Origin of the sequence: Streptomyces sp. NPDC001903 (assembly GCF_042891345.1) — a bacterium.
GTDB lineage: Bacteria > Actinomycetota > Actinomycetes > Streptomycetales > Streptomycetaceae > Streptomyces.
Window position 1 is genome coordinate 335,274 of the sequence record NZ_JBIASZ010000007.1, and the last position, 24,196, is coordinate 359,469.

At 73.4% G+C, this 24,196-nt stretch carries 19 protein-coding genes; 5 read left to right on the forward strand and 14 right to left on the reverse strand.

Annotated features, from left to right (window positions below; translation table 11 throughout):
• Positions 1 to 457 precede the first annotated feature (457 nt).
• Positions 458 to 1,249, forward strand: coding sequence for a transcriptional repressor LexA (lexA, locus tag ACFYZS_RS18815; RefSeq protein WP_030154280.1), 792 nt, complete (start codon positions 458 to 460; stop codon positions 1,247 to 1,249).
• A gap of 98 nt (positions 1,250 to 1,347) precedes the next feature.
• Here lexA and ACFYZS_RS18820 read toward each other — a convergent pair whose 3' ends face one another.
• From ACFYZS_RS18820 to ACFYZS_RS18840, 5 genes are all read right to left on the reverse strand, one after another.
• Entirely contained in the window at positions 1,348 to 3,318 is a 1,971-nt protein-coding gene (locus ACFYZS_RS18820; RefSeq protein WP_389013358.1) for an ATP-dependent DNA helicase, read from the reverse strand.
• A 52-nt stretch (positions 3,319 to 3,370) separates the two neighbouring features.
• Entirely contained in the window at positions 3,371 to 5,251 is a 1,881-nt protein-coding gene (locus ACFYZS_RS18825) for an IucA/IucC family protein (protein ID WP_389013360.1), read from the reverse strand.
• 80 nt (positions 5,252 to 5,331) lie between these two features.
• On the reverse strand, positions 5,332 to 6,051 hold the full coding sequence (locus tag ACFYZS_RS18830) for a GNAT family N-acetyltransferase (protein ID WP_389013363.1): 720 nt from the start codon (positions 6,049 to 6,051) through the stop codon (positions 5,332 to 5,334).
• Positions 6,052 to 6,057: 6 nt separating this feature from the next.
• The gene (locus ACFYZS_RS18835; protein WP_389013366.1) at positions 6,058 to 8,073 is read right to left on the reverse strand and encodes an IucA/IucC family protein; all 2,016 of its coding nucleotides are present in this window, start codon (positions 8,071 to 8,073) and stop codon (positions 6,058 to 6,060) included.
• A 17-nt stretch (positions 8,074 to 8,090) separates the two neighbouring features.
• A complete protein-coding gene (locus ACFYZS_RS18840; protein WP_389013369.1) occupies positions 8,091 to 9,455 on the reverse strand; it encodes a diaminobutyrate--2-oxoglutarate transaminase family protein in 1,365 nt (454 codons plus the stop codon).
• A gap of 321 nt (positions 9,456 to 9,776) precedes the next feature.
• Here ACFYZS_RS18840 and ACFYZS_RS18845 point away from each other — a divergent pair, with 321 nt between their 5' ends.
• Positions 9,777 to 10,952, forward strand: a complete 1,176-nt coding sequence (locus tag ACFYZS_RS18845) for a trypsin-like serine peptidase (protein WP_389013372.1) — start codon at positions 9,777 to 9,779, stop codon at positions 10,950 to 10,952.
• An 81-nt stretch (positions 10,953 to 11,033) separates the two neighbouring features.
• Here the strand turns inward: ACFYZS_RS18845 and hflX are convergent, their stop codons facing one another.
• The 6 genes from hflX to miaA all read right to left on the reverse strand — a co-directional run bounded on the left by hflX (position 11,034) and on the right by miaA (position 19,055).
• Positions 11,034 to 12,539 carry a GTPase HflX gene (gene hflX / locus ACFYZS_RS18850; protein WP_389013375.1) on the reverse strand — a complete coding sequence of 502 codons (1,506 nt, stop codon included), beginning with the start codon at positions 12,537 to 12,539 and terminating at the stop codon, positions 11,034 to 11,036.
• Between the two features lie 168 nt (positions 12,540 to 12,707).
• Positions 12,708 to 14,153, reverse strand: coding sequence for a M1 family metallopeptidase (locus ACFYZS_RS18855; RefSeq protein ID WP_389013377.1), 1,446 nt, complete (start codon positions 14,151 to 14,153; stop codon positions 12,708 to 12,710).
• A gap of 119 nt (positions 14,154 to 14,272) precedes the next feature.
• The gene (locus ACFYZS_RS18860; RefSeq protein ID WP_389013380.1) at positions 14,273 to 16,366 is read right to left on the reverse strand and encodes a RelA/SpoT family protein; all 2,094 of its coding nucleotides are present in this window, start codon (positions 16,364 to 16,366) and stop codon (positions 14,273 to 14,275) included.
• 140 nt (positions 16,367 to 16,506) lie between these two features.
• On the reverse strand, positions 16,507 to 17,382 hold the full coding sequence (dapF, locus tag ACFYZS_RS18865) for a diaminopimelate epimerase (protein WP_389013382.1): 876 nt from the start codon (positions 17,380 to 17,382) through the stop codon (positions 16,507 to 16,509).
• Positions 17,383 to 17,469: 87 nt separating this feature from the next.
• Entirely contained in the window at positions 17,470 to 17,991 is a 522-nt protein-coding gene (locus ACFYZS_RS18870) for a hypothetical protein (RefSeq protein WP_389013385.1), read from the reverse strand.
• Positions 17,992 to 18,116: 125 nt separating this feature from the next.
• Positions 18,117 to 19,055, reverse strand: coding sequence for a tRNA (adenosine(37)-N6)-dimethylallyltransferase MiaA (gene miaA, locus ACFYZS_RS18875; protein WP_389013388.1), 939 nt, complete (start codon positions 19,053 to 19,055; stop codon positions 18,117 to 18,119).
• 163 nt (positions 19,056 to 19,218) lie between these two features.
• Here miaA and ACFYZS_RS18880 point away from each other — a divergent pair, with 163 nt between their 5' ends.
• Positions 19,219 to 19,458: a gliding motility protein gene (locus tag ACFYZS_RS18880; protein ID WP_389013390.1), complete on the forward strand. Its 240-nt coding sequence runs from the start codon at positions 19,219 to 19,221 to the stop codon at positions 19,456 to 19,458.
• Positions 19,459 to 19,481: 23 nt separating this feature from the next.
• Positions 19,482 to 19,730 (forward strand): antitoxin, encoded by a 249-nt coding sequence (locus tag ACFYZS_RS18885; RefSeq protein ID WP_389013393.1) that lies wholly within the window; start codon positions 19,482 to 19,484, stop codon positions 19,728 to 19,730.
• A gap of 95 nt (positions 19,731 to 19,825) precedes the next feature.
• On the opposite strand, the gene ACFYZS_RS18890 is transcribed toward ACFYZS_RS18885, so the two are convergent.
• Together ACFYZS_RS18890 and miaB are read right to left on the reverse strand one after the other, a co-directional pair.
• The gene (locus tag ACFYZS_RS18890) at positions 19,826 to 20,533 is read right to left on the reverse strand and encodes a class III extradiol dioxygenase subunit B-like domain-containing protein (RefSeq protein WP_389013396.1); all 708 of its coding nucleotides are present in this window, start codon (positions 20,531 to 20,533) and stop codon (positions 19,826 to 19,828) included.
• Positions 20,534 to 20,583: 50 nt separating this feature from the next.
• Complete coding sequence (miaB, locus tag ACFYZS_RS18895; RefSeq protein WP_389013399.1) at positions 20,584 to 22,110, reverse strand: tRNA (N6-isopentenyl adenosine(37)-C2)-methylthiotransferase MiaB; 1,527 nt, start codon at positions 22,108 to 22,110, stop codon at positions 20,584 to 20,586.
• 92 nt (positions 22,111 to 22,202) lie between these two features.
• Here miaB and ACFYZS_RS18900 point away from each other — a divergent pair, with 92 nt between their 5' ends.
• The gene (locus ACFYZS_RS18900) at positions 22,203 to 23,198 is read left to right on the forward strand and encodes a TAXI family TRAP transporter solute-binding subunit (protein ID WP_389013402.1); all 996 of its coding nucleotides are present in this window, start codon (positions 22,203 to 22,205) and stop codon (positions 23,196 to 23,198) included.
• A gap of 53 nt (positions 23,199 to 23,251) precedes the next feature.
• Here ACFYZS_RS18900 and ACFYZS_RS18905 read toward each other — a convergent pair whose 3' ends face one another.
• Positions 23,252 to 24,193: an ROK family protein gene (locus ACFYZS_RS18905; RefSeq protein ID WP_389013478.1), complete on the reverse strand. Its 942-nt coding sequence runs from the start codon at positions 24,191 to 24,193 to the stop codon at positions 23,252 to 23,254.
• Positions 24,194 to 24,196: the final 3 nt, after the last annotated feature.

The window sequence follows — 24,196 nt, forward strand, 5'->3', positions numbered from 1 at the left end:
CCTCTTGGCACGACAGAATCACCTCGCGGGGCCCCTGAACGACCGAGACGGGTCTTGGTCGGGGGCTCGCGAAGCAGCCACCAGCATATGCGATGCCGAGGGCCTCGGCGGACCGGGGACCACAACTTCTGGGCGGCAGCGCTCATCCAACCACTAGATCTTGGGTTGTGGTGGATTTACTTCGCCCCGCGTGTCGTCGGGCGCGATGCCCGGACGGAGGCATTCCCGGTGCCACACTGGGCACAGGACCGGAAGGTGGCGATCCGAGCGGGAAGGGTACCGTAAACAGCGGACGCCGGACCGAACCCGCGTTCGGCGGACCGATCGTCCATACACCCCTTGAAGTGCTCAGGATGGACGATCCGCGATTTTTCACTCGAACGTGTGTTTGGCGCAACCTTTCGAAAGCAACTACCGTTGTCCAGCTAGGGAGAACATTTCGAGAGGGGCCGCCGACGTGACCACCACCGCAGACAGTGCCACCATCACTGCCCAGAACCGCTCCCAGAGCCGACTCGAGCCGGTGCATCCCATGAACGACGCAAGTCTGAACCCGGAGGCGGAGCCCGCGCGTCCCGCGCGCTCGCTGCCAGGCCGACCTCCAGGCATCCGCGCCGACAGCTCCGGGCTCACGGACCGGCAGCGCAGGGTCATCGAGGTCATCCGCGACTCGGTGCAGCGGCGCGGCTACCCGCCGTCGATGCGGGAGATCGGCCAGGCGGTCGGCCTGTCCAGCACGTCGTCGGTGGCCCACCAGCTGATGGCCCTGGAGCGCAAGGGCTTCCTGCGCCGCGACCCGCACCGCCCCCGGGCGTACGAGGTCCGCGGCTCCGACCAGCCCAGCTCGCAGCCCACCGACACCACCGGCAAGCCCGCCGCCTCGTACGTCCCCCTGGTCGGCCGGATCGCGGCCGGCGGCCCGATCCTCGCCGAGGAGTCGGTGGAGGACGTGTTCCCGCTCCCCCGCCAGCTCGTCGGCGACGGCGAGCTCTTCGTCCTCAAGGTCGTCGGCGACTCCATGATCGAGGCCGCCATCTGCGACGGGGACTGGGTCACGGTCCGCCGCCAGCCGGTCGCGGAGAACGGCGACATCGTGGCCGCGATGCTCGACGGCGAGGCCACGGTCAAGCGCTTCAAGCGCGAGGACGGGCACGTCTGGCTGCTCCCGCACAACGCCGCCTACCAGCCGATCCCCGGTGACGAGGCGACGATCCTCGGCAAGGTCGTCGCGGTACTGCGCCGCATCTGACCCTCGCCGCTTCCTAGCCAGCCCCCGGGACCCACTGCGCCGGTCCCGGGGGTTGTTTCGTTCCTGCGGCGGAACGCCGCCGCTCGCGCTCCCCGGAGCTACTTTCCGTCGGCGTGCGCGGCAGCGTCGATCGCGGCCAGCGAGCGGCGGACCTGGTTGCGGTCCGTGGTGTACCAGAAGTCCGGCAGCGTGGCCCGCAGGAAGCTCCCGTACCGGGCCGTGGCCAGCCGGGGGTCCAGGACCGCGACGACGCCCCGGTCGCCGGAGGCCCGTACGAGCCGGCCCGCGCCCTGGGCCATCAGCAGCGCCGCGTGCGTGGCCGCCACGGCCATGAAGCCGTTGCCGCCGTGCTCCTCGACCGACTTCTGGCGGGCGCTCATCAGCGGATCGTCCGGGCGCGGGAACGGGATGCGGTCCATCACCACGAGCTGGCAGCTGGGACCGGGCACGTCCACGCCCTGCCAGAGCGACAGCGTCCCGAACAGGCAGGTCTTCGGGTCCGCCGCGAACGCCTTGATCAGCTCGCCCAGCGTCTCCTCGCCCTGGAGCAGGATCGGGTTGTCGAGCCGGCCGCGCAGCTCCTCGGCGGCGGCCTTGGCTCCCCGCATGGAGGAGAACAGACCGAGCGTGCGCCCGCCGGCCGCCTCGATCAGCTCGGCGAGCTCGTCCATCATGTCGCCGCGGGTGCCCTCCCGGCCGGGCGTGGCCAGGTGCTTCGCGACGTAGAGGATGCCCTGCTTGGGATAGTCGAACGGCGAGCCGACGTCCAGGCCCTTCCAGACCGGGGCGTCCTCCCCCTCGACGCCTTCCGGGGACAGGCCCAGCGAGGCCGCGACCCCGTTGAAATCGCCGCCCAGCTTGAGGGTCGCCGAGGTCAGGACCACCGAGCGGTCCTCGAACAGCTTCTCGCGCAGCAGCCCGGACACCGACAGCGGGGCGACCCGCAGGGTGGCACCGAAGCGGTCGTGCCGCTCGTACCAGACGACGTCGTACTCGGAGCCGAGCAGGATCCGCTCGGCCACCGCGTGCACGCTCTCCACCGCGGCCAGGGCCTGCTTGCGGACCGCGTCCTCGTCCTGGACGGACTTGTCGCGGGTCGCACCGATCGCCGAGATGACGTTGCGCGCGGCGTCCCGAAGGGCCGCCAGCGCGTATCCGAGGTCCTCCGGGACCTCTTCCAGCCGTCCCGGAAGGGCCAGCTCCATGACGCGCTCGAACGACTCCGAAGCGGTCTGGAGCGAGTCCGCCGTCTTCTCGTCGACCAGCTTGGCCGCGCGCTTCACGGCGCGGTTGACCTGGCCCGGGGTGAGCTCGCCGGTGGCGACCCCGGTCACCCGGGAGACCAGCTCGTGCGCCTCGTCCACGATCAGCACCTCGTGCTGCGGGAGCACCGGGGCGCCCTCGATGGCGTCGATGGCCAGCAGCGCGTGGTTGGTGACGACCACGTCGGCCAGCTTGGCCCGCTCGCGGGCGGCTTCCGCGAAGCACTCGGCGCCGTACGCGCACTTCGTCGCGCCCAGGCACTCGCGGGAGGAGACGGAGATCTGCGACCAGGCCTTGTCCGAGACGCCCGGGGTGAGGTCGTCGCGGTCGCCGGTCTCGGTCTCGTCCGCCCAGTCCCGCAGCCGCAGCAGGTCCTGGCCGAGCTTGCTGGTCGGGGCGGCGGCCTCGAACTGGTCGAAGAGGCCCTCCTCCTCGTCCTGCGGCGCGCCCTCGTGCAACCGGTGCAGGCACAGGTAGTTGGACCGGCCCTTGAGCATGGCGAACTGCGGGCGGCGGCGCAGCTGCGGATGCAGCGCGTCCACCGTCCGGGGCAGGTCGCGCTCGACGAGCTGCCGCTGGAGGGCGAGGGTGGCGGTGGCCACGACCACGCGCTCGCCGTGCGCGAGGGCCGGCACCAGGTAGCCGAGGGACTTTCCGGTGCCGGTGCCGGCCTGGATCAGCCGGTGCGTGTTGTCGTCGATCGCTTCGGCGACGGCTTCGGCCATGGCCACCTGGCCGGGCCGCTCCGTGCCGCCGACGGCGGAGACGGCGGCGTGCAGGAGGTCGGGGAGGGAGGGCTTCGTCATAGCAATGACAACCCTACGGGGCGCCACCGACAGTGACCGCCACGACGGTGATTCATGGCCGGTACAAGGGATTGGGCACGGTGCCGTACTCCACCGCGCGCGGGCGGTCGGGACGGTCGCGGTAGCCGTCCGCGTACAGCCGGTTCCGGTTCAGGCAGAGCCGCCCGATCCGCTCGCCGAGCAGGTCGAAGAGCTCGTGGCGCTCCTTGAGCTCGGGGAAGCGGGCCTGGTGGCGCAGGATCTCCGCCCGTACGAGCGACCAGAACTCCTCCTCGGGGACGCCGAGGCGGTCCTCGCACAGGGCGGAGAGGTAGCGGAAGACGCCGACGAAGAGACCGGAGTGGATGTACTGGGGCAGGAAGTCCGCGGGCTTGTCGCGCAGTGCGGCGCGGACCTCGGAGGGCACGTCGGCGAGCTCGGGCAGCGGCTCGCGGCAGATGTTGACCTCGTCCACGAAGTCCTTGAGGGCGATCCGGACCGGGACCTCGTGTTCGTCGAAGATCACGGCGGCGTTCTCGCCGTGCGGGGAGAAGACGGTGCCGTAGCGGTAGAGGAAGTGGAGCAGCGGCGGCAGCACGGCGGCGAAGAGCCGCTGGAGCCAGCGGGCCGGGGCGAGCCCGGAGCGGGCGACGAGCTCGGCGGTGAAGGACCGGCCTCGCGGGTCGACGTGGAGGAGGGAGGCGAGCGTACGGGCCCGCTCGCCGGGGTCGAGCCGGCTGGTCAGGGGCTCGCGCCAGATCGCCCCGAGGAGCTCCTTGTACTGGTACGGGGCCTCGGGGAGCTCGTCGTAGACGGGGTGGCGGACCGTGACCGAGGCGACCTCTCCGAGGAGGACCACGCGGCATTCCTCGCGGAGGAACGGGTCGGCGTCGTGGAGGGAGCGGATCCAGGCGGTGACGGCGGGGGCGGCGGCGCAGCGGTCGGAGGGCAGGCCGCGCCAGACGAGGGTGTTGAAGACGGAGAGCGGCAGTTTGACGCTGTGCCGGTCGGGGCGGGTGAGGTTGAGGAAGGTCCGGATGGACTGCTGCGGGATGCGTATGTCGGGGTCGGCGGGGAGCGGGACCAGGGCGCCCGAGGCCAGGGCCGGGGCGAAGAGGGGGAGCACGATCTCGTCCCACTGCCAGGGGTGGACCGGGAGGTAGAGGTAGCCGAGCGGGTCGAGGCCGCGGGCGCGCAGGATCTGGTCGAAGCCGGCGCGGGTGACGGGGTCGAGTTCCCGGGCGTAGAGGCGGGCGGGGTCCTCCAGGCCGGCCGTGCCGCGGTAGGCCGCGAGGGAGGTGTGGGCGGCGAGCCAGGGCAGCTGCTGACGGGCGCGCGCCTCGGGGGCCCAGGCCGCGGTGTCCGCGGCGGACAGTCCCATGCGGCCCTTGTTGAGGACGAGCCAGGGGTGGCCGGTCTGGTGGCCTTCGAGCTCGGCGTGGTCGAGATCGGCGAGGACGTCGGCGGTGAGCGCGGTGTGGTCGATGCGGGCGTCGGCGGCGAGGGTGGCGCTGAGCTCGCGGACGAGGTGGCCGAGGGTGGATCCGTCGAGGCCGAGGAGGGCGCGGGTGCGCAGGAGGAAGGCGTACGGGTCCCCGAAGGCGGTCGGGGGCTCCGTGGACGGGGGCGGCGGCGTGAGCGTGATGGTGTCGGGGGCGACGTGCCAGCTGCCGTACGCGCGGCGGCGGGCCCGGAAGCCGAGGCCGCTGCCGTCGTCGAGGGTCAGCTGCCAGGCGTCGCCCGCGGCGGTGGCCGGGGCGGGGGCCCGGAGGGGGCTGATGATCTCCTCGTAGGCGAACTCGGCCAGCATCTTGGCGAGCAGCCTGCGGGCGGCGGACTCCCAGGTGGCGGTGGTGAGTTCGGGGGGTGTGCAGGGGTGTTGGGGGGACGGCGGAACGGAGGCTTCCGAGAACTGGGGGCCGGCGGAGTCGGGGGTGGCGGGGAAATTCGGCACGGGACTCCTCGGGATCGGGAACTTTGCTGCGTGACGCAGAGTTTTCGAAGGGTGAGGCGTGAACGGGAGGCTCGGACGGGTCAGATGAGATTGCGCAGGGCCCGCTCGCGGATCATCAGGGCGGCCCGCTTCCCGGGGAGGTCGATCTCCGCGGAACAGCGGAATCCGGAGTTGAGGAAGGCTGAAACGGAGGGGGTGTTGCGGATGTCCGGTTCGGCGATGACGCGGGTGCAGCGCGGGCGGTTGTCGAGCACCAGGTTGGCGACGGCGCGCAGCAGGGCCGTGCCCAGACCGCGGCCGCGGTTCGTGCCGTCCCCGATGAGCAGGTGGATACCCGTGTCGTGGGGGCGCGCCGGGTAGTGGCGGGAGAGCGGGTCGAGGTCGGCCCGGTAGATCTCCCAGTAGCTCATCGGCGTGCCGTCGAGGAGGCCGAGGCAGGGGACGCTGTGGCCGTTCCCGTCGAGCTGGGACCGTACGTGCGCGCCGGTGACGGCGGCGGGGCCGGCGAGCTCCCAGTACGCGGCCACCTCGGGGTCGTTCATCCAGCCGGTCAGCAGCTCCAGGTCGCGGCCGAGCCGTACGGGTTCGAGGCGGAAGGACCCGGCCGGGGTGGCGGCGGCGCCCCAGCCGGCCGGGGAGTCGAGCAGTTCGGCTTCGGCCAGCAGGGGCAGCAGGCGGGCGGTGAGCCGCCGGCCGGGGATGCGGGCGCCGGTGCTGGTGGCGGTGGCGGCCGACGCGTGGGCGGAGGCGGAGGTGTAGGTGGCGGTGGCCGCGTAGGCGGGCGTGTCGGTGGAGGGCATCGGCGCTCAATCGTGGAGGGGGTTGGCGATGGTGACGTAGACGGACTGGGAGTCCACGGGGCCGACGAGCTCGTCGAGGCCGCCCAGGCGGGTGAGGAGGTTCGCCTTGCACCGCAGGGTGGGTGAGTCGAGCAGCCGCGCGGGGAGCGGTCCGAGTCCGGAGGCCTTGCCGAGGAAGCGGCGGAAGGCGGCGAGCAGGACGCGCTCGTCGGCGAGTTGCTGGGATCCGAAGGCACCGATGAGGCCGAGCACGTTGTTGATGCCGAGGTAGTAGGTGAACCGTTCGTCGGTGACGGCGTCGGAGACGAAGGTGTCGCTGGCGCTGCCGATTCCGGGGAGCCTGCGCTCCAGTTCCGCGCGGCGGGAGGCGCGGAAGTAGTAGCCCTGGTTGTCGCGGTAGCGGCCGCCGACCGGCCAGCCGGCCGGGTCGAGGAGGACCAGCGCGTTCTGCTGGTGCGCTTCGAGGGCGATCCCTGCGAGCGCGTCGAAGGCGAGGATCGGCAGGACGACGTGGTCGAGGTAGCGCAGGAACCACTCGGCGGCGACGGCGGCGGTCGGGCGCCCGGTGGCGGCGGCGAGCCGCGAGACGGTCTCGGCGAGCCGGGAACGCATGGTGGTCCGGCCCGGCCACGGGCGGGGCGCGGTGAGTGCGGCGATGCAGACGGCGTCGTCGTGGGAGCGGAAGGGGTTGTGCCGGAGCACGGCGTCGAGTCCGGGGACGGGGGTGCCGTCCGGGGCGTCGACGGCGATCCAGGCGGGGTCGCGCACGATGTCGAAGCAGGGGTGGGCCGCCTGCCACTGTTCAGCGAGGCCGGTGCGGAGCAGCCGGTGCACCTCGACGCCGCGGTGGAGTTCCTTGCGGAGGTTCTCGCGGCGGGAGTTGGTGATGCGCAGGCCCAGGGAGAGCTTGAGCATCGCGGGGGCGCCGGGGCGGTGGACGGTGCGGACGGAGGAGGTGGGGTGCCAGGGCTCGCCGAAGGGACCCAGGTCGTACAGGAGTCCCGCATCGCGGAGGGCCGCGACGGCGGGCCGCCGGAGCAGGTCGCGGGCCTGCCAGGGGTGCAGGGGAAGGGGGGTCGTGCCGTCGGGCAGCGGGAGTCCGGGGGTGAGCCGGCCCAGGAGCCGGGCGGCGGAGACGGGGCGGCCGCGTTCGGTCCAGGCCGAGTCGGTGGCGAGGGCCGAGGGGGCGACGGCGAGCCAGTGCAGGGGGAAGGAGCCGTGGAGTTCGGGCGAGTAGCGGCGGATCTCGGATTCGGAGAGTCCTTCGCGGCTCTTCGGGTCCGGCTGGAGGGGGTGGCCGAGCAGGAGGGACTGTTCGGCGGTGAGGAAGAGGTCACCGGCGACGGGCGCGGGCGGGGTGGGCCGTTCGCGCCGGTCGGCGATGAACTCGGCGGTGCGGCGCACCGAGTCGGCGACCCGGCCGACGAGGTCGGCGCCACCGCGGCCGTGGGGGTCGCCCTCGCGGGCGAGCAGCGAGGCGAGGGTGACGGCGTCCAGGGCGGGGGCGCCGGTGGGCGCGCCTTCGAGCCGGGCGGGGCCGAAGCGGTGCCAGCCGGTGGCGGACCAGTACCGGACGCTGACGAGCAGGGCGGTCCCGGATGCGGGGAGGGGGATGCGCAGCAGGCTCCCGACGGCCGTGCCCGGGCTCCCGATCCCGCTCTCCCGAACCCAGCACCTCAACAGGTTCTCCACGGCGGCGCCCTCGGCGGCGACGCCCGGATCGGGGTGGTCCAGCGGATCGGCCGTCCCGAGCGGGCCGCCGATGCCGGTCCGGTGCCTCAGCCCGCCGCCGTCCTGCCGCGGCACGCCGTGCCCGCGGACCCCGGACCCCGTCCCGACCCCTGCCCCGGCCCCGGCCCCGGCCCCGGCGGCAGCGGTCCGTGTCGGCGCGGCCTGGCGCGCGGGGACGGCGGGCCGGTCGGCCGCCTCGGGTCCGGCGGGGGCGGCGGTCCCACCCGGGCCGGCGGTCCCACCCGGGTCGGCGGGGGCGGTGGTCGGCGTGGACAACGGGGCTTCGGGCATGACGGAGGTCCTTGTGGTCAGTGGGGGTGGCGGGAGGCGGCTGCCGGGATGGCGTCCGAGAGGCGGTCCAGGACCGCCGCGGCCTGGTCGTCGGTCAGGGTCAGCGGGGGCAGCAGGCGCACCACGCTGGAGTTGCGGCCGCCGAGTTCGACGATCAGCCCGCGGTTCAGGCACTCCTGGCGGACCGCCGCGGCCAGGGCCTGCGCCGTGGCCCCGGTCTCCGGGTCGACGAGTTCGACGCCGATCATCAGGCCGCGGCCCCGTACGTCCCCGATGCAGGGGTGCTCGCGGGCCAGGTCGCGCAGGGCGGTCAGCATCCGCTCGCCCAGGGCCCCGGCGCGCTCGGCGAGACGGTTCTTCCGTACGTACGCCAAGGTGGCCGTCCCGGCCGCCATCGCCAGCTGGTTGCCGCGGAACGTTCCGGCATGGGCTCCCGGGGCCCAGACGTCCAGGTCCGACCGGTACACGATCACCGCCAGCGGGAGGCTGCCGCCGATCGCCTTGGACAGGACCATCACGTCCGGCACCACCCCGGCGTGGTCGACGCCCCAGAAGGCGCCGGTGCGGCCCACGCCCGTCTGCACCTCGTCCGCGATCAGCGGGATCCCCCGGGCCGCGGTGATCTCGCGCATCCGGCGCAGCCATGCGTCGGGGGCCGGGAAGACCCCGCCCTCCCCCTGCACCGGCTCGACGATCATCGCCGCGGGCGCCGGCACCCCGCCCTTGGGGTCGTCCAGCAGGCTCTCGGTCCAACGGGCCCCGAGCCGCGCGCCCTCGGGACCGCCGACCCCGAACGGACAGCGGAAGTCCTGCGGGTACGGCAGCCGGGTCACCCGGACGTCCGGCGCTCCGCCCGAGGCGCCGAGGGCTCCGGCGGTCATCCCGTGGTAGGCCCCCGTGAAGGCCAGCAGTCCCGAGCGCCCGGTGGCGGTGCGGACCAGCTTGAGCGCGGCCTCCACCGCGTCCGTGCCGGCGGGACCGCAGAACTGGATCCGGGCGTCGGCGGCCAGTTCCGGCGGGAGGCAGGCGAACAGCTCCGTGGTGAAGGCGTCCTTGACCGGGGTCGCGAGGTCCAGGACGTGCAGCGGGGCTCCGGAGTCCAGGACGCCCCGCACGGCTTCGAGCACCACGGGGTGGTTGTGGCCCAGGGCGAGGGTGCCCGCGCCGGAGAGGCAGTCCAGGTAGCGCCGCCCGTCGGCGCCCTCGATGGTCAGGCCCCGGGCGCGCACCGGGACGATGGGCAGCGAGCGCGCGTACGTCCGGGCGGCGGACTCGCGCATCGCCTGCCGCCGCAGGATGCCCTCCACCCCGCCGGGCCCCACGGCCCGGCTCCCCTGCGACGGCACCTGCGCGGCAGCCGCGCCCTGCTCGGTCAAAGCCACGACTCTCGGACCTCCCGCACGGAGTGCTCCATCGGATTGCGCCTCGAACATGAACGCCGCCCCCCATCCCCCGTACGTACCAACGACGGTGGCGTCGGCGGATCACGGGTGGCCGCAAGATCCTTGCCCCGTGGGGACTTCGCCCGGAATGCGCCGGAACTGCGCGGCGTCCGTCCGTCCCGGAACCGCGGCCCCGGGCTGTGCCGTCCCCAACGGCAGCGGCATAGTGGGGTGCTGCACTCGGCGGCACGCACCACGCGCGCCCCAAGCGCCTCAACTGCACCGCGTCTGACACCCGGAATCACCAGGGGGATTCACGACATGCGACCGAACCGACCGGTCACCGCGATCCTGTGCGCGGCGGCTCTCGCCCTGACCGCCGCGGCCTGCGGACCCGGAGACGGGGAGGCCGGCGGCGACGCCAAGCCGACCGTGGCGGCGAGCCTCCCGTCCGGAGCCGACGGGATCAAGATCCCGGACCAGCTCAAGGAGAGGCTCAAGCAGCACGGCATCGACCTGGAGAAGTGGAAGGGGGGTGCGTGGAAGAACTGGAAGCAGGAGGACTGGCTCCGCGAGGCGGGCGACTACATCAACCCGATCATCGAGGACCTCTGGGACCCGGACCGGATGCGTGAGGCCGACAAGACCCCGCAGACCCCGGCCGTCGACCCGGACGCCGGCAAGGACCAGGGCGTCACCGACCCGACCCCGGCCCCGGTGCAGGCCAAGGCCGCCAACGCGCCCTACCACAGCAGCGTTCCCGTGTCCGGCAAGGTGTTCTTCGACGGCCCCGAGGGCTCCATGGTCTGCTCGGCGACCGTGGTGAAGGACCCGGCCCACCCGGGCAAGTCCAACATGGTCTGGACGGCCGGCCACTGCGTGCACGCGGGCAAGTCCGGCGGCTGGTACCGCAACATCGCCTTCGTGCCGTCGTACAACAACGCGGGCAAGCCGGCCGCGCAGCTCAAGGGCGCCCCGCGCGAGCAGGTGGCCCCGTACGGCGTGTGGTGGAGCGACTGGGCGCAGACCTCGGACCAGTGGATCGCGAACGGCGGTCCGACCGGTGGCGCCGGCGCCCCGTACGACTTCGCGGTGCTGCACGTGACCCCGGAGAAGAGCACCGGGAAGTCCCTGGAGGAGACGGTCGGCGCGGCGCTCCCGGTGGAGTTCAACGCCCCGGCGGTGCCGAAGGTCGCGGGCATCACGGCGACCGGCTACCCGGCGGCGGCCCCGTTCGACGGCCAGAAGGCCTTCCAGTGCACCGACAAGCCGGGCCGGCTGTCGCTGGCCGCGAACGCCCCGGTGATGTACCGGATCGGCTGCACGATGACCGGCGGCTCGTCCGGCGGCGGCTGGGTGGCCGCGGGCAGTGACGGCAAGCCGGCGCTGGTGTCCAACACCTCGATCGGCCCCGCCAAGGCGGGCTGGCTGGCCGGACCCCGGCTGGGCCCGGAGGCCAAGGGGATCTTCGACGCCGTGAGCGCCAAGTTCAAGTAGTCCCGCCCGGGACGCGTCCCGCGGCACGACGGAGGGCCCCCTGCACCGCAGGGGGCCCTCCGTCGTGTGTCCGCTTGCCCGTCAGCGCTTCGCCGGCACGTACGGCGCCAGGTCCGCCGCCAGTTCCTGGTGGACGCGCGCCTTCAGCAGGGTGCCCTCCGGGGTGTGCTCCTCGGAGATCACCTCGCCCTCGGCGTGCGCCCGGGCGACCAGCGAGCCGCGGGTGTACGGCACCAGCGCCTCGACCTCGACCTCGGGCCGCGGCAGCTCGGAGTCGATGAGCGCGAGGAGCTCGGCGATGCCCTGCCCCGTGCGCGCCGAGACGGCGATGGAGTGCCGCTCGATGCGCAGCAGCCGCTGCAGTACGAGCGGGTCCGCGGCGTCGGCCTTGTTGATCACCACGATCTCGGGCACGTTGACCGCGCCGACCTCGCGGATGACCTCGCGGACGGCCGCCAGCTGCTCCTCCGGGGCCGGGTGCGAGCCGTCCACGATGTGCAGGATGAGGTCGGAGTCGCCGACCTCCTCCATCGTGGAGCGGAACGCCTCGACCAGGTGGTGGGGCAGGTGCCGGACGAAACCGACCGTGTCGGCCAGGGTGTAGATCCGGCCGCTGGGCGTCTCGGCCCGGCGCACGGTCGGGTCGAGGGTGGCGAACAGCGCGTTCTCCACCAGTACGCCCGCGCCCGTGAGGCGGTTGAGCAGCGAGGACTTGCCGGCGTTGGTGTAGCCGGCGATGGCGACCGAGGGCACCTTGTTGCGGCGCCGTTCCTGCCGCTTGATGTCGCGGCCGGTCTTCATCTCCGCGATCTCCCGGCGCATCTTCGCCATCTTCTCGCGGATCCGGCGCCGGTCGGTCTCGATCTTGGTCTCACCGGGGCCTCGGGTGGCCATGCCGCCACCGCCGCCGCCACCCATCTGCCGGGACAGCGACTGACCCCAGCCGCGCAGTCGCGGCAGCATGTACTGCATCTGCGCGAGCGCGACCTGCGCCTTGCCCTCTCGGGACTTGGCGTGCTGGGCGAAGATGTCGAGGATCAGGGCGGTCCGATCGACCACCTTGACCTTGACGACGTCCTCGAGGGCGATGAGCTGGCCGGGGCTGAGCTCACCGTCGCAGACGACGGTGTCGGCTCCGCTCTCCAGCACGATGTCGCGCAGTTCGCGGGCCTTGCCCGAGCCGATGAAGGTGGCCGGGTCCGGCTTGTCACGGCGCTGGATCACGCCGTCGAGTACGAGGGCGCCCGCCGTCTCGGCGAGGGCGGCGAGCTCCGCGAGGGAGTTCTCGGCGTCCTGCACCGTTCCGGAGGTCCAGACGCCCACCAGCACCACGCGCTCCAGGCGCAGCTGCCGGTACTCGACCTCGGTGACGTCTTCGAGCTCGGTGGAGAGGCCGGCCACGCGGCGCAGTGCCGCGCGCTCGGAGCGCTCGAACTGTTCGCCGTCCCGGTCTCCGTCGACCTCGTGGCTCCAGGCGACGTCCTCTTCCATCAGGGCGTCGGCCCGGAGGCTCTCGGTGAAGCTCTGCGAGTCCGGCACGTCCCGTGCGTCCCGCGCGTCCTGGGAAGGGGAAGAAGAGGAGGTCATTGGATCCTTACGTCGATATCGAATGCGGCCGTCCCACGCGCGGCCGTGGCCGGGCGTGAGAGAGGCCTAACTCTGTCACGTCCAACGTGTCGCGTCGCCGGGAGATTCCCCCGGCGTGCGGCTCCGTCGACCGGCCCTGTCGATGGTGACATGCCCGTTCCCCGGGGGTCACACGCTTTTCGGGCCGCCCCACTCCGGGTGCCCGGGCATCGCCGGGGTGGTCTTCCCGTACAGCCACGGCTCCAGGAAGGCCGTGAGGTCCCGTCCGGCCACCTCCGAGGCCAGGCGTACGAAGTCCGCCGTGCCGGCGGTCGCGTCCTTGTTCTCCGCCACCCAGCGCCGCTCGACCCGGTCGAAGGCCTTCTCCCCGATCTCCTGCCGCAGCGCGTACAGGATGAGGGCGGCCCCGTCGTAGACGGCCGGCCGGAACAGCCCGACCTTCTCCCCGGCGGCCGGGGGCTTCGGCGCGGCCGGGGGTCCGCCCGCCGCCCGCCACTGGTCGGAGCGCTGGTACGCCTCGCGCATGCGCCGCTCCATGGAGTACTTGCCGAGGCCGTCCGCGTACAGGGCCTCGTACCAGGTGGCGTGCCCCTCGTTGAGCCACAGGTCGGACCAGGTCCGGGGGGTGACGCTGTCGCCGAACCACTGGTGGGCGAGCTCGTGGACCATGACCGCCTCGACGTACCACGCGGGGTAGCCCACCCCCGAGAACAGGCCGTTCTCGAAGAGCGAGAGGGTCTGCGTCTCCAGCTCGAACCCGGTCTTGGCCTTGGCGATCAGCACGCCGTAGTTCTCGAACGGGTAGCTGCCGACGCGCTGCTCCATCCACCGGATGTGCCCGGCGGTCTTCTGCAGCCAGGGCTCCAGCCTCTTGCGGTCCGCGGCCGGGACCACGCTGCGCAGCGGCAGCCCGTGCGGACCGGTGGCCGCCACCACGGCCGAGTCCCCGATGGAGACCTGCGCGAGCTCGGTGGCCATCGGATGCAGGGTCCGGTACGTCCAGGTGGTCGCGCCCGCGGCCCGGGGGGCCGGGAGGGCGCCCGCCACCCCGTTGGCCACGGCGGTCAGCCCGGCCGGGGCGGTGATCCGGAAGGTGAAGTACGCCTTGTCCGCCGGATGGTCGTTGCACGGGAAGACCCGGTGGGCGGCGTCGGCCTGGTTGGCCATGGCCAGCCCGTCCTCGGTGGGCAGCCAGCCCCCGTCGGCGATGCCCCGGGGATCGCTGGTGTGCCGGATCTCGATGTGGAGCGGCACGTTCGCCGCGACCGGGCTCGCCGGGGTGAGCACGAGGTCCTCGCCGGCGCTCTCGAAGTGGGCCGGCTCGCCGTTGACCTGCGCGGACGCCACCGTGCCGTGGGTGAAGTCGAGGTTGATCCGCTCCAGCGGCTCCAGCGCGCGGGCGTCGATGACGGTGATCGCGTCGAGCGGGCTCTTGTTGTCCTTGTACGTGAAGGACAGGTCGTACGAGAGGACGTCGTACCCGGGGTTCCCGAGCTCCGGGAACAGCGTGTCGCCGATGCCCAGCGGCTTCGGCGGGGGCAGCACGGCGGCGACGAGGGTGAGGGAGGCCGCGGCCAGCAGGGCGGCGCGCAGGCGCGGGGAGGAGAGCTGCATCCCCCACCGCTTACCAGCGCCCGCCGTGCGGCCGCGCACGACGCGCGACGGGTCCACCCGAACGGGACCTTCCGCCGCCGTCCCGGCGCAGTCCCGGTCCCCTCCCGACCGGGTCCGGCCTACGCCCGGCGCACGTCGTAGACCCCCGGTACGTCCCGCATCGCCCGCATCAGGGCCGGCAGTCCCGTGGCGTCGGGCAGTTGCAGGGTGTACGTGTGCCGGACCCGCTGCTCGACGGGCGGTTCCACGGTCGCGGAGACCACCTCCACCCCCTCGCGGGCGATGGCCTCGGTCAGGTCGGCCAGCAGGTGCGGGCGGCCGAACGATTCGGCGAGCAGCGTGACCCGGCAGTCCGCCGTGGCCCGCCAGTGCACGGCGACGGAGGTCCGCCCCAGCGCGCGCATCTGGGCCACCGCCGCGCAGTGGATGCGGTGGACGGTGACGGCCCCGCCCCGTACGACGAACCCGGCCACCGCGTCCGGCGGCACGGGAGTACAGCAGCCGGCCAGCCGCACGGTGGCGTCCGGCAGGTCGGCCACGGCGTTGCCGCCGCCGCCCCGGGCGCCGACCACGGACAGCGGGGCCCGGGCGGGAGTGGCGGCGGGTTTCGCGGTGTCGGGATGTGCCTGGAGCCAGCTGGAGATGGCGATCCGGGCGGCCGGGGTCCTGGCGTGCTCCAGCCAGTCGGCGGCGGGCCCGGAGGAGGCGTCCTGGGCGAGCAGCAGCTGGACGGTGTCCCCGTCGGAGAGCCGGGAGGCCAGGGAGGTGAGGCGCCCGTTGACCCGGGCGCCGATACAGCCGTGGGCCGCCTCGCCGTACTGCGCGTAGGCGGCGTCGATACAGCTGGCGCCGGCCGGCAGACTGAGCGTTCCGGAGGACCTGCCGTCTTCGCGGAAGACCGTGATCTCACGGTCCTGTGCCAGCTCGGCGCGCAGCACGCTCCAGAAGGTGTCGGGGTCGGGCGCGGACTGCTGCCAGTCGAGGAGCCGCGAGAGCCAGCCGGGCCGGGTCGGGTCGACCCGCTCCTCGTCGCAGTCGGGGGCGGGCTCCGCGGCCGGGGCGGTGGCGTACGGATTGCCGAGGGCGACCACCCCGGCCTCGGCGACCCGGTGCATCTGGCGGGTGCGGACGATGACTTCGGCCACGTACCCCTCGGGCGTGGCGACGGCCGTGTGCAGCGACTGGTAGAGGTTGAACTTCGGGGCGGCGATGAAGTCCTTGAACTCCGAGACGACCGGGGTGAAGCAGGTGTGCAGCTCACCCAGCACGGCATAGCAGTCGGCGTTCTCGCCGACGAGGACGAGGATGCGGCCGAAGTCGGAGCCGCGCAGCTCGCCGCGGGTGCGGGCGATCCGGTGGACGGAGACGAAGTGCCGGGGGCGCACGACCACCTCCGCGGCGATGCCCGCCTCCCGCAGCACGCCGCGCACGGAGTCGGCGATGGCGGGCAGGGGGTCGCGCTCGCCGGCGTGGGCCGCGATGAGCGCGCGGGTGTGCTCGTACTCCTCGGGGTGCAGGATCGCGAAGACGAGGTCTTCCAGCTCGGTCTTGAGCGCCTGCACGCCGAGCCGTTCGGCGAGCGGGATGAGGACGTCGCGGGTCACCTTGGCGATGCGCGCCTGTTTCTCGGGGCGCATCACGCCGAGGGTGCGCATGTTGTGCAGCCGGTCGGCGAGTTTGATGGACATGACGCGGACGTCGTTGCCGGTGGCGACGAGCATCTTGCGGAAGGTCTCGGGCTCGGCGGCGGCGCCGTAGTCGATCTTCTCGACCTTGGTGACGCCGTCGACGATGAAACAGACCTCGTCGCCGAATTCCGCGCGGACCTGATCGAGGGTCACCTCGGTGTCCTCGACCGTGTCGTGGAGCAGAGAGGCCGTCAAGGTCGTGGTCTCGGCGCCGAGTTCGGCGAGGATCAGGGTGACGGCGAGCGGATGTGTGATGTACGGCTCACCGCTTTTGCGCATCTGGCCGCGGTGTGAGGACTCCGCGAGCACGTAGGCGCGGCGCAGGAGGGACAGGTCCGCGTCCGGGTGGTGGGCGCGGTGCGCCTCGGCGACGTGGCCGATGGCGTCGGGGAGCCGGTCTCGGGATGTGGGTCCGAGAAGGGCAGCGCGCCCGAGTCGTCGCAGGTCAAGGCGGGTTCGACCTCGTCTGCGGAGTTCGGGGCGCGCTTCGGGACGTGCTTCGGGGTTCGTGGCCTCTGCACTCATGGGCACCTCCGGCGGCTTCGACCGGCGGTGGCGGGCATGGGGTGAGCCCTCAGGGCCGGTGCCTGATGCTACCGACCCCACCACGTGGCGCAGTCCGCCTCTCGCTCAGCGTGAAACGGATCACCCATTAGAGGGAACCCTCAGCCGAAAGCCGTTTCGGTGAGCCAGGCCGCGTCGAACTCGCCCGCGGCGACGATGACGGCGGGTCCCGTCATGTCGATCTGCCCGTCGGGGTGTTCGGTGATGACGAGGGTGCCGCCGGGGAGGTCGACGGTGTACGTGACGGGCTCGCCGGTGACGGCCGGGTCGGCGCCGTCGCGGCGGATGGCGGCCACGGCGACGGCGCAGGCGCCGGTGCCGCAGGAGCGGGTCTCGCCGGAACCGCGCTCGTGGACGCGCATGGCGACGTGCCGGGGGCCGCGGTCGACGACGAACTCCACGTTGACGCCCGTCGGGTAGACCTCGGCCGGGCTGAACGGGGGCGGGTCGAGCAGCTTTCCTGCGTGGTCCAGGCTGTCGACGAAGGCGACGGCGTGCGGGTTGCCCATGTTGACGTTGCGGGCGGGCCAGGCGCGCTCGCCGACGCTCACGGTGACCTGCTCCTCGGGGAGGACGGCCCGGCCCATGGAGACCGTCACGTCGCCGCTCTTGTCGAGGTGCACCCGCTTGACGCCGCCGCGGGTGGCGACGGCGAGGTCGCCGGGCTCGACGTGGCCGGCGTACTGGAGGTAGCGGGCGAAGACGCGGACGCCGTTGCCGCACATCTCGGCGACGGAGCCGTCGCTGTTGCGGTAGTCCATGAACCACTCGGCCTCGTCGGCCAGGTGCGCGGCCTCGGGGTGGGCGGCGGACCGGACGACGTGCAGCACTCCGTCCGCGCCGATGCCGGCGCGCCGGTCGCACAGCTTCGCGACGGCGGTCGCGGGCAGCTCGACGGCGTTGTCCGGGTCCGGGACGATCACGAAGTCGTTCTCGGTGCCGTGGCCCTTGAGGAAGGAGAGGCTCGTCTGCGTCACGCGCCCATGGTACCGAGCGGGACGTTCGGGCAGGTCGGCGGCGCCGCGGGAACGGCCGGCGGGCAGCCTCCGGGCGGCGGCCGGCGGCTACCGCAGCCGCGCGACCCGGTACACGGCCAGCGCCACGACGGCCAGCGCGACCAGGGCGTACAACCCGGCCATGCGCCAGTCGGGGCGGCGGCCGCTGCCGCGGGCCGGGAGCCCGGGCCAGGTGTATCCGACGCGGCGGGCGGCCATCATCCCCCAGCCGCCGGCGCAGCAGCAGATGAGGAAGCCGAGCATGGCGACCACGGCTCCGCCGTCGCCGAACTCGAAGGCGAGCGGGAAGGCGAACATCAGGGAGCCGGCGGCGGCCAGCATCACGATCGGGGCGATCTGCCAGATCCGCAGCCGGCGCTGCGGGCGCAGCTCGACCTCGAACTCGGGACCGGCGGCGGCCTCCGCCTCGGCGGTGTCCGGTGCGTCCGGGCCGTCGGGGGTCAGTCGTGCGGGATCGGCGGGCAGGCCGAGCGCCTCGGGGCGGGCGACCGCGGGATCACCGTCCCACACGTCCGCGTCCTGCCTCGTACCGTCCTGCCCGGTGTCGCGAGGGCCGGCCTCCATCGCCACGCGCCCTCCCCACTCGGACTTCGTACGCCGTTGTTCACCGCCGGTGACCGCACCCGCGGAATTTGATGATGGCACGGCTCAGGGCCCCGAACGGGCGCGAGGGGCGTCCCGATGCCATCACGTGATCAGGCTGTGACCGCTCGTTCGACCAACGACTGCGCGAGTCCGACGAGTTCCCCCCGGTCCGCGGCGGCGCCGCTGAGCCAGTGCACACGGGGGTCCCTGCGGAACCAGGAGTCCTGGCGGCGGGCGAAGCGCTTGGTGGCCCGTACGGTCTCGGCCCGGGCCTCGTCCTCGGTGCATTCGCCGGCGAGGGCGGCGAGCACCTGCTGGTAGCCGAGCGCCCTGGAAGCCGTGATTCCGTCGCGCAGGCCCCGGGCCTCCAGGGCCCGCACCTCGTCGACGAGCCCGGCCTCCCACATCCGGTCCACGCGCAGCGCGATCCGCTCGTCGAGCTCCGGCCGCGCCACGTCGACGCCGATCTGCACGGTGTCGTAGACCGAGTCGTGGCCGGGCAGGTTCGCGGTGAAGGGCTTCCCGGTGATCTCGATGACCTCCAGGGCGCGGACGATGCGGCGGCCGTTGCTGGGCAGGATCGCCCGGGCGGCGGCCGGGTCGGCGGCGGCGAGGCGGGCGTGCAGGGCGCCGGGGCCGCGCAGCGTGACCTCCTCCTCCAGCCGGGCCCGGACCTCCGGGTCGGTGCCGGGGAACTCCATGGCGTCGAGGGCGCCGCGGACGTACAGGCCCGATCCGCCGACGAGGACCGGCGTACGGCCCTGGGCGAGGAGCTTGTCGATCTCGGCGCGGGCCAGGCGCTGGTACTCGGCGACGCTCGCGGTCTCGGTCACGTCCCAGATGTCGAGGAGGTGGTGCGGGACTCCGCCGCGCTCCTCGGTCGTCAGCTTGGCGGTGCCGATGTCCATCCCCCGGTACAGCTGCATGGAGTCGGCGTTGACGACTTCGCCGTCGAAACGGCGGGCGAGGGCTACGCCCAGATCGGACTTTCCGGCCGCGGTGGGACCGACGACGGCGATGACCCGCGGAGCGGGGGCTGCATTGCTCACCGACCCAGTCTCGCAAACGCCGCAGCATGTACCCGATCGAGTTACGTGACGGGGTGGTGTCGGGGTCGTTGCCCTGGCGAGGTTCCGCCGGGCGCACGCCCGGCGGAGGCCGGGCCGCACGGGGCGGAACTTCACCCGCACGAGTAACGTTATGGGAGTAGACATGGGCGTTTTTAGTCGGTTTCGCCGCAAGGCCGCGGAAGCGAGCACGGAGGAGGCCGCGGCCGCGAGCATGACGACGGAGTCCGCGGAGGCGGTCGCCGACGACACGGCGGAGACGGCGGCCGCGGCCGAGGCCTCGGCCGCGTCGGAGGGTGCCGCGCCGGAAGGCGTGGAGATCCCGAAGCAGCAGTCGGCGGAGAAGGCCGCGGACAGCGAGACCGGCGAAGGCGCCCGTACGTAGCTACCGCCACTGGAAGGTGACCCATGGGCCTGCTGGACACGCTGAAGGCCAAGCTCGCACCGGCGAAGGAAAAGGTCGGCGACCTCGCGCAGCAGCACGAGGGGAAGATCGGCCAGAATCTCGACAAGGTGGCCAAGGCCGTGGACTCCAAGACCAAGGGGAAGTACCACGGTCACATCGAGACCGGCACGAGCAAGGCGAAGGACGCCCTGGGCAAGATCGCGCACAAGGACGCCCCCGGCGGGCCGACGCCGCCGGCGCCGTCTTCCTGACGCGGTCGGCGCAAGGGGCGCGGGTTCGGACGAACCCGCGCCCCTTCCGCGTTCCCGCCGGCGCCCCCGGCGGCGTCCAGCCGGTCTTCGGGCGGTCAGGACCAGGCCGCGACGAAGTAGCCGACCCCGTACGGCGCGTCCTCGTACAGCAGCCGCCCGTCGAGGCCCGCGCCCTCGCCCGCCCCGGCCAGCACCTGCCAGGGCGCCCGGCCCGCGGCCTTGAGCTCGTACGCGAGCTCGGTGTCGAGGCCGGCGAGCGCGGCCACGTCGGCGGCGCCGAGCGCGCGGGCCGCGGCGGCGTCGAAGGCGGCGGCACGGTCGTCGAGGTAGCCGGGGGCCTTCAGGGTGCGGCAGGCGCTGCCGTCGCCCATGACGAGGAGCGCGACGCGCTCCTCGCGGGCGGCGAGCCCGCGGCCGGCCTCCAGGCACCGCGCGGCGTCGAGGGGTTCCCCGACGCCGAGCCCCTCGACGGGGGAGGCTCCCCACCGGGCGTGCCGGAGCAGCCAGGCGCCGACGGCCAGGGACGGCGGCAGCAGCCGCGGCCCCTCCTCGCCGTCGCCGAGCTGTACGTCGGCCTCCACCCCGAAGCCGTGGAAGCCGCCGCGGGAGCCCTGCGGATAGGGCCCGCGGTGGTCCTGGTCGGCGGCGCCGACCACGACCAGCAGGTCGGGGCGGGAGGCGGCGAGCACCGCGAGCGCGTCGGAGCAGGCGGTACGGGCGTCCGCGAGCTCGGGGGCGGCCCCGGCCGCGACCTCGGGCACGAGCAGGGGCGGGGCGGGGCACACGGCGGCGGCAACAAGCATGATCCGCACCCTAAGCCCCCGCGGCCCCCGGCGGGGGCCCTACGCGGCTGTCAGGAGGACGCGGGCAGGGCGCAGCCGGACGTCGCCGCGGGGAGCGGGGCGGGGACGCCCAGCGTGGGGATGCCCAGCATGACGCCCTGGGGCTGCGCGGGAGCCGCGTTGCGCTTCTCCCAGGCGTCGCCGGCGCGGGTGCGGCGCACGGACTGCGTCGGGCCCTCCGCGAGCAGGTGGTGCGGGGCCGCGTAGGTGATGTCCACCGTCACCACGTCGCCGGGGCGGACCTCCCCCTCCGGCTTCGTGAAGTGCACCAGGCGGTTGTCGGGCGCGCGCCCGGACAGCCGGTGCGTGGCGCCGTCCTTGCGGCCCTCGCCCTCCGCGACCATGACCTCCAGCGTCCGGCCGACCTGCTTCTTGTTCTCCTCCCAGGAGATCTCCTCCTGGAGGGCGACCAGGCGCATGTAGCGCTCCTGGACGACCTCCTTCGGGATCTGCCCCTCCATGTCGGCCGCCGGGGTCCCGGGGCGCTTGGAGTACTGGAAGGTGAAGGCGTTCGCGAAGCGGGCCTCGCGCACGGCGTGCATCGTCTGCTCGAAGTCCTCCTCCGTCTCACCGGGGAAGCCCACGATGATGTCGGTGGAGATCGCCGCGTGCGGGATGGCCGCGCGGACCTTCTCGATGATGCCGAGGAAGCGCTCCTGGCGGTACGAGCGGCGCATCGCGCGCAGGATGGTGTCCGATCCGGACTGCATCGGCATGTGCAGCTGCGGCATGACGTTCGGGGTCTCGGCCATCGCCGCGATCACGTCGTCCGTGAAGTCGCGCGGGTGCGGGGAGGTGAAGCGGACCCGCTCCAGGCCCTCGATCTGCCCGCACGCCCGCAGCAGCTTCGAGAAGGCCTCGCGGTCTCCGAGGTCGGATCCGTAGGCGTTCACGTTCTGCCCGAGCAGGGTGATCTCCGAGACGCCCTCGGCGACCAGGGCCTCGACCTCGGCGAGGATGTCGCCGGGACGGCGGTCCTCCTCCTTGCCGCGCAGGGCCGGGACGATGCAGAAGGTGCAGGTGTTGTTGCAGCCGACGGAGATCGAGACCCACGCGGCGTACGCGGACTCGCGGCGGGTCGGCAGCGTGGAGGGGAAGGCCTCCAGCGACTCGGCGATCTCGACCTGCGCCTCTTCCTGCACGCGGGCGCGCTCCAGCAGGACGGGCAGCTTGCCGATGTTGTGCGTGCCGAAGACCACGTCGACCCAGGGGGCACGCTTGACGATCGTGTCGCGGTCCTTCTGCGCGAGGCAGCCGCCGACGGCGATCTGCATGCCGGGGCGCTTGGTCTTCATCGGGGCGAGCCGGCCGAGGTTGCCGTACAGCTTGTTGTCGGCGTTCTCCCGCACGGCGCAGGTGTTGAACACCACGACGTCGGCGTCGCCGTCGGAGCCCTCGGGGGCGCGCGTGTAGCCCGCGCCCTCCAGCAGACCGGACAGCCGCTCGGAGTCGTGCACGTTCATCTGGCACCCGTAGGTGCGCACCTCGTATGTTCCCTTGACGTCCACTGCCGTGCTCCGGTCGCTGCTGCTGGTCATGCAACAAGGGTAGGCGGTACCCGGAACCCCTCCGGCCCCCTCCGCCGCGGGCGGGCCGTGACAGCGGCCGCGCCCGGTGGCAGGATCGCCGCATGGCTCACGTACCGCCCCGCATCCGCAGGCGCACCGCCCTGTGGGGGCTGGTGGCCGTACTGGCCGTGCTCGGGCTGCTCGCCTGGTGGCTGAGGCCCTTCGGGGAGCCGGAGCTGAGGGGCGGGCTGAGCTTCAGCACGGGGGTCCGTACCGGCGTCTACCACCGCTACGGGCAGCTGCTGGAGCAGGCCCTGGCCACGGACATGCCCGGCGTGAAGGTGGCGCTGCAGCCCAGCGAGGGCTCGCAGGAGAACCTGAAGCGGGTGGCCACGGGGAAGGCCGACTTCACCATCGCGACCGCGGACGCGGTCTCCAAGTACCGGGCCGACGGGAAGCCGGGCGCGGAGCAGCTGCGCGGTGTGGCACGGCTCTACGACGACTACGTGCAGCTGGTGGTGCCGGCCGGTTCGAGCGTGCAGTCGGCGCGGGACCTGAAGGGCAAGCGGGTCGCGATCGGCCAGCCGGGATCCGGCGTGCGGCTGATCTCGGAGCGGCTGCTGACGGCGGCCAAGCTGGACCCGGCGCGGGACATCACCCCGGTTTCGATAGGCATCGACACCATGCCGGCGGAGCTGGAGGCCGGCCGGATCGACGCGTTCTTCTGGTCGGGCGGGCTGCCGACGCAGGCGGTGCGCGAGCTGTCGGAGCGCTACGACATCCGGCTCGTGCAGCTCGGCGACCTGGTGGAGTCGCTCCAGGCGAGCGGGACCCCCGCGCGGTACTACCGGGCGGCTGTGATGCCGCAGGACGCCTACACCCGGGCCCGGAACACCTCGTCGGTCGCGACGCTCGCCGTGCCGAACCTGCTGGTCACGACCGAGGCGACGGATCCGGAGCTGACGGAGCGGTTCACGCGGACGGTGATCCTCAGCCGCGACCGGATCGGGCACGAGGTGCACGCCGCGCAGCTCGTGGACCTGCGGACGGCGATCTACACGGACCCGCTCGACCTGCACGAGGGCGCGCAGCGGTACTACCGCTCGGTCAAGCCGTAGGGCCCCGCGGCCCCACCGGTCCGCTGCCCGGCCTGGTCCGCCGCGCGGACCGGTCAGCCGCCCGGCAGCAGCATGACCGCCGCCGCGGCCGCCCCGATCAGCCCCGCGTGCGTCCCGAGGGCCGCCGGGACCACCCGCAGTCCGCTCACGAAGGACAGCGTGGCGTAGTCGGCCAGGTGCGCGCGGATCGGCGCGAAGAGCGTGTCCCCCGACGTGGCGACGCCGCCGCCGATGACCGCGATGTCCGTCTCGACCAGCGTCGCGGTGGCCGCGATGGCGGCGGCCAGCGCGCGCCCGGCGCGGTCGAAGGCGGCCACGGCGACCGGGTCCCCGGCCTCGGCGGACGCGGCCACGCCCGCCGCGGAGGCGTCCCCGCCCGGGTCCGCCGGGGTCCAGCCCTGGGCCAGGGCCCACCGGGCGATGGCGGTGCCGGAGGCGATGGACTCCACGCAGCCGCGGCTCCCGCAGACGCACGGCTCACCGTCGAAGGCCACACTGATGTGGCCGATGTGACCCGCATTGCCCGTGGGGCCCGGGTGAAGCCGGTTGTTGAGGATCAGCCCGCCGCCCACCCCGGTGGAGACCACCATGCACAGGGCGTTCGCGTGCCCCCGGGCCGCGCCCAGCCAGTGCTCGGCGGCGGTCATCGCCACGCCGTCGCCCGCGAGCACGGTCGGCAGGGCCGCGCCGTGCCGGGCGAGTTCGGCCTCGATCCGGGCCTGGACCGGGAACTCCCGCCACGCTCCGATGTTCACGGGGCTCACCGTGCCGCGCGAGGTGTCCACGGGGCCCGCGCTGCCGATGCCGCAGCGGACCGCCGTGGGCCACAGCGGGGAGCCCGCGAGCTCGGCGACGACCTCGGCGACGGCGGCGAAGGCCCCGTCACCGTCCGTGCCGCGCGGGGTCGGGCGGCGGGTGGTGGCCGTCATCGTGCCGTCGGGGTGCACCAGCGCGCCGGCGATCTTCGTACCGCCGATGTCGATGGCCACGGTCAGTGC

Bases quoted from the DNA above. Each gene is read 5' to 3' on its own strand.
- ACFYZS_RS18885 (WP_389013393.1), top strand. From the start codon at position 19,482: ATGGGCCTGCTGGACACGCTGAAGGCCAAGCTCGCACCGGCGAAGGAA.
- ACFYZS_RS18820 (WP_389013358.1), bottom strand. From the start codon at position 3,318: ATGACGAAGCCCTCCCTCCCCGACCTCCTGCACGCCGCCGTCTCCGCC.
- miaB (WP_389013399.1), bottom strand. From the start codon at position 22,110: ATGACCAGCAGCAGCGACCGGAGCACGGCAGTGGACGTCAAGGGAACA.
- ACFYZS_RS18860 (WP_389013380.1), bottom strand. From the start codon at position 16,366: ATGAGTGCAGAGGCCACGAACCCCGAAGCACGTCCCGAAGCGCGCCCC.
- ACFYZS_RS18835 (WP_389013366.1), bottom strand. From the start codon at position 8,073: ATGCCCGAAGCCCCGTTGTCCACGCCGACCACCGCCCCCGCCGACCCG.
- ACFYZS_RS18890 (WP_389013396.1), bottom strand. From the start codon at position 20,533: ATGCTTGTTGCCGCCGCCGTGTGCCCCGCCCCGCCCCTGCTCGTGCCC.
- hflX (WP_389013375.1), bottom strand. From the start codon at position 12,539: ATGACCTCCTCTTCTTCCCCTTCCCAGGACGCGCGGGACGCACGGGAC.
- ACFYZS_RS18830 (WP_389013363.1), bottom strand. From the start codon at position 6,051: ATGCCCTCCACCGACACGCCCGCCTACGCGGCCACCGCCACCTACACC.
- ACFYZS_RS18900 (WP_389013402.1), top strand. From the start codon at position 22,203: ATGGCTCACGTACCGCCCCGCATCCGCAGGCGCACCGCCCTGTGGGGG.
- ACFYZS_RS18845 (WP_389013372.1), top strand. From the start codon at position 9,777: ATGCGACCGAACCGACCGGTCACCGCGATCCTGTGCGCGGCGGCTCTC.
- ACFYZS_RS18855 (WP_389013377.1), bottom strand. From the start codon at position 14,153: ATGCAGCTCTCCTCCCCGCGCCTGCGCGCCGCCCTGCTGGCCGCGGCC.
- ACFYZS_RS18880 (WP_389013390.1), top strand. From the start codon at position 19,219: ATGGGCGTTTTTAGTCGGTTTCGCCGCAAGGCCGCGGAAGCGAGCACG.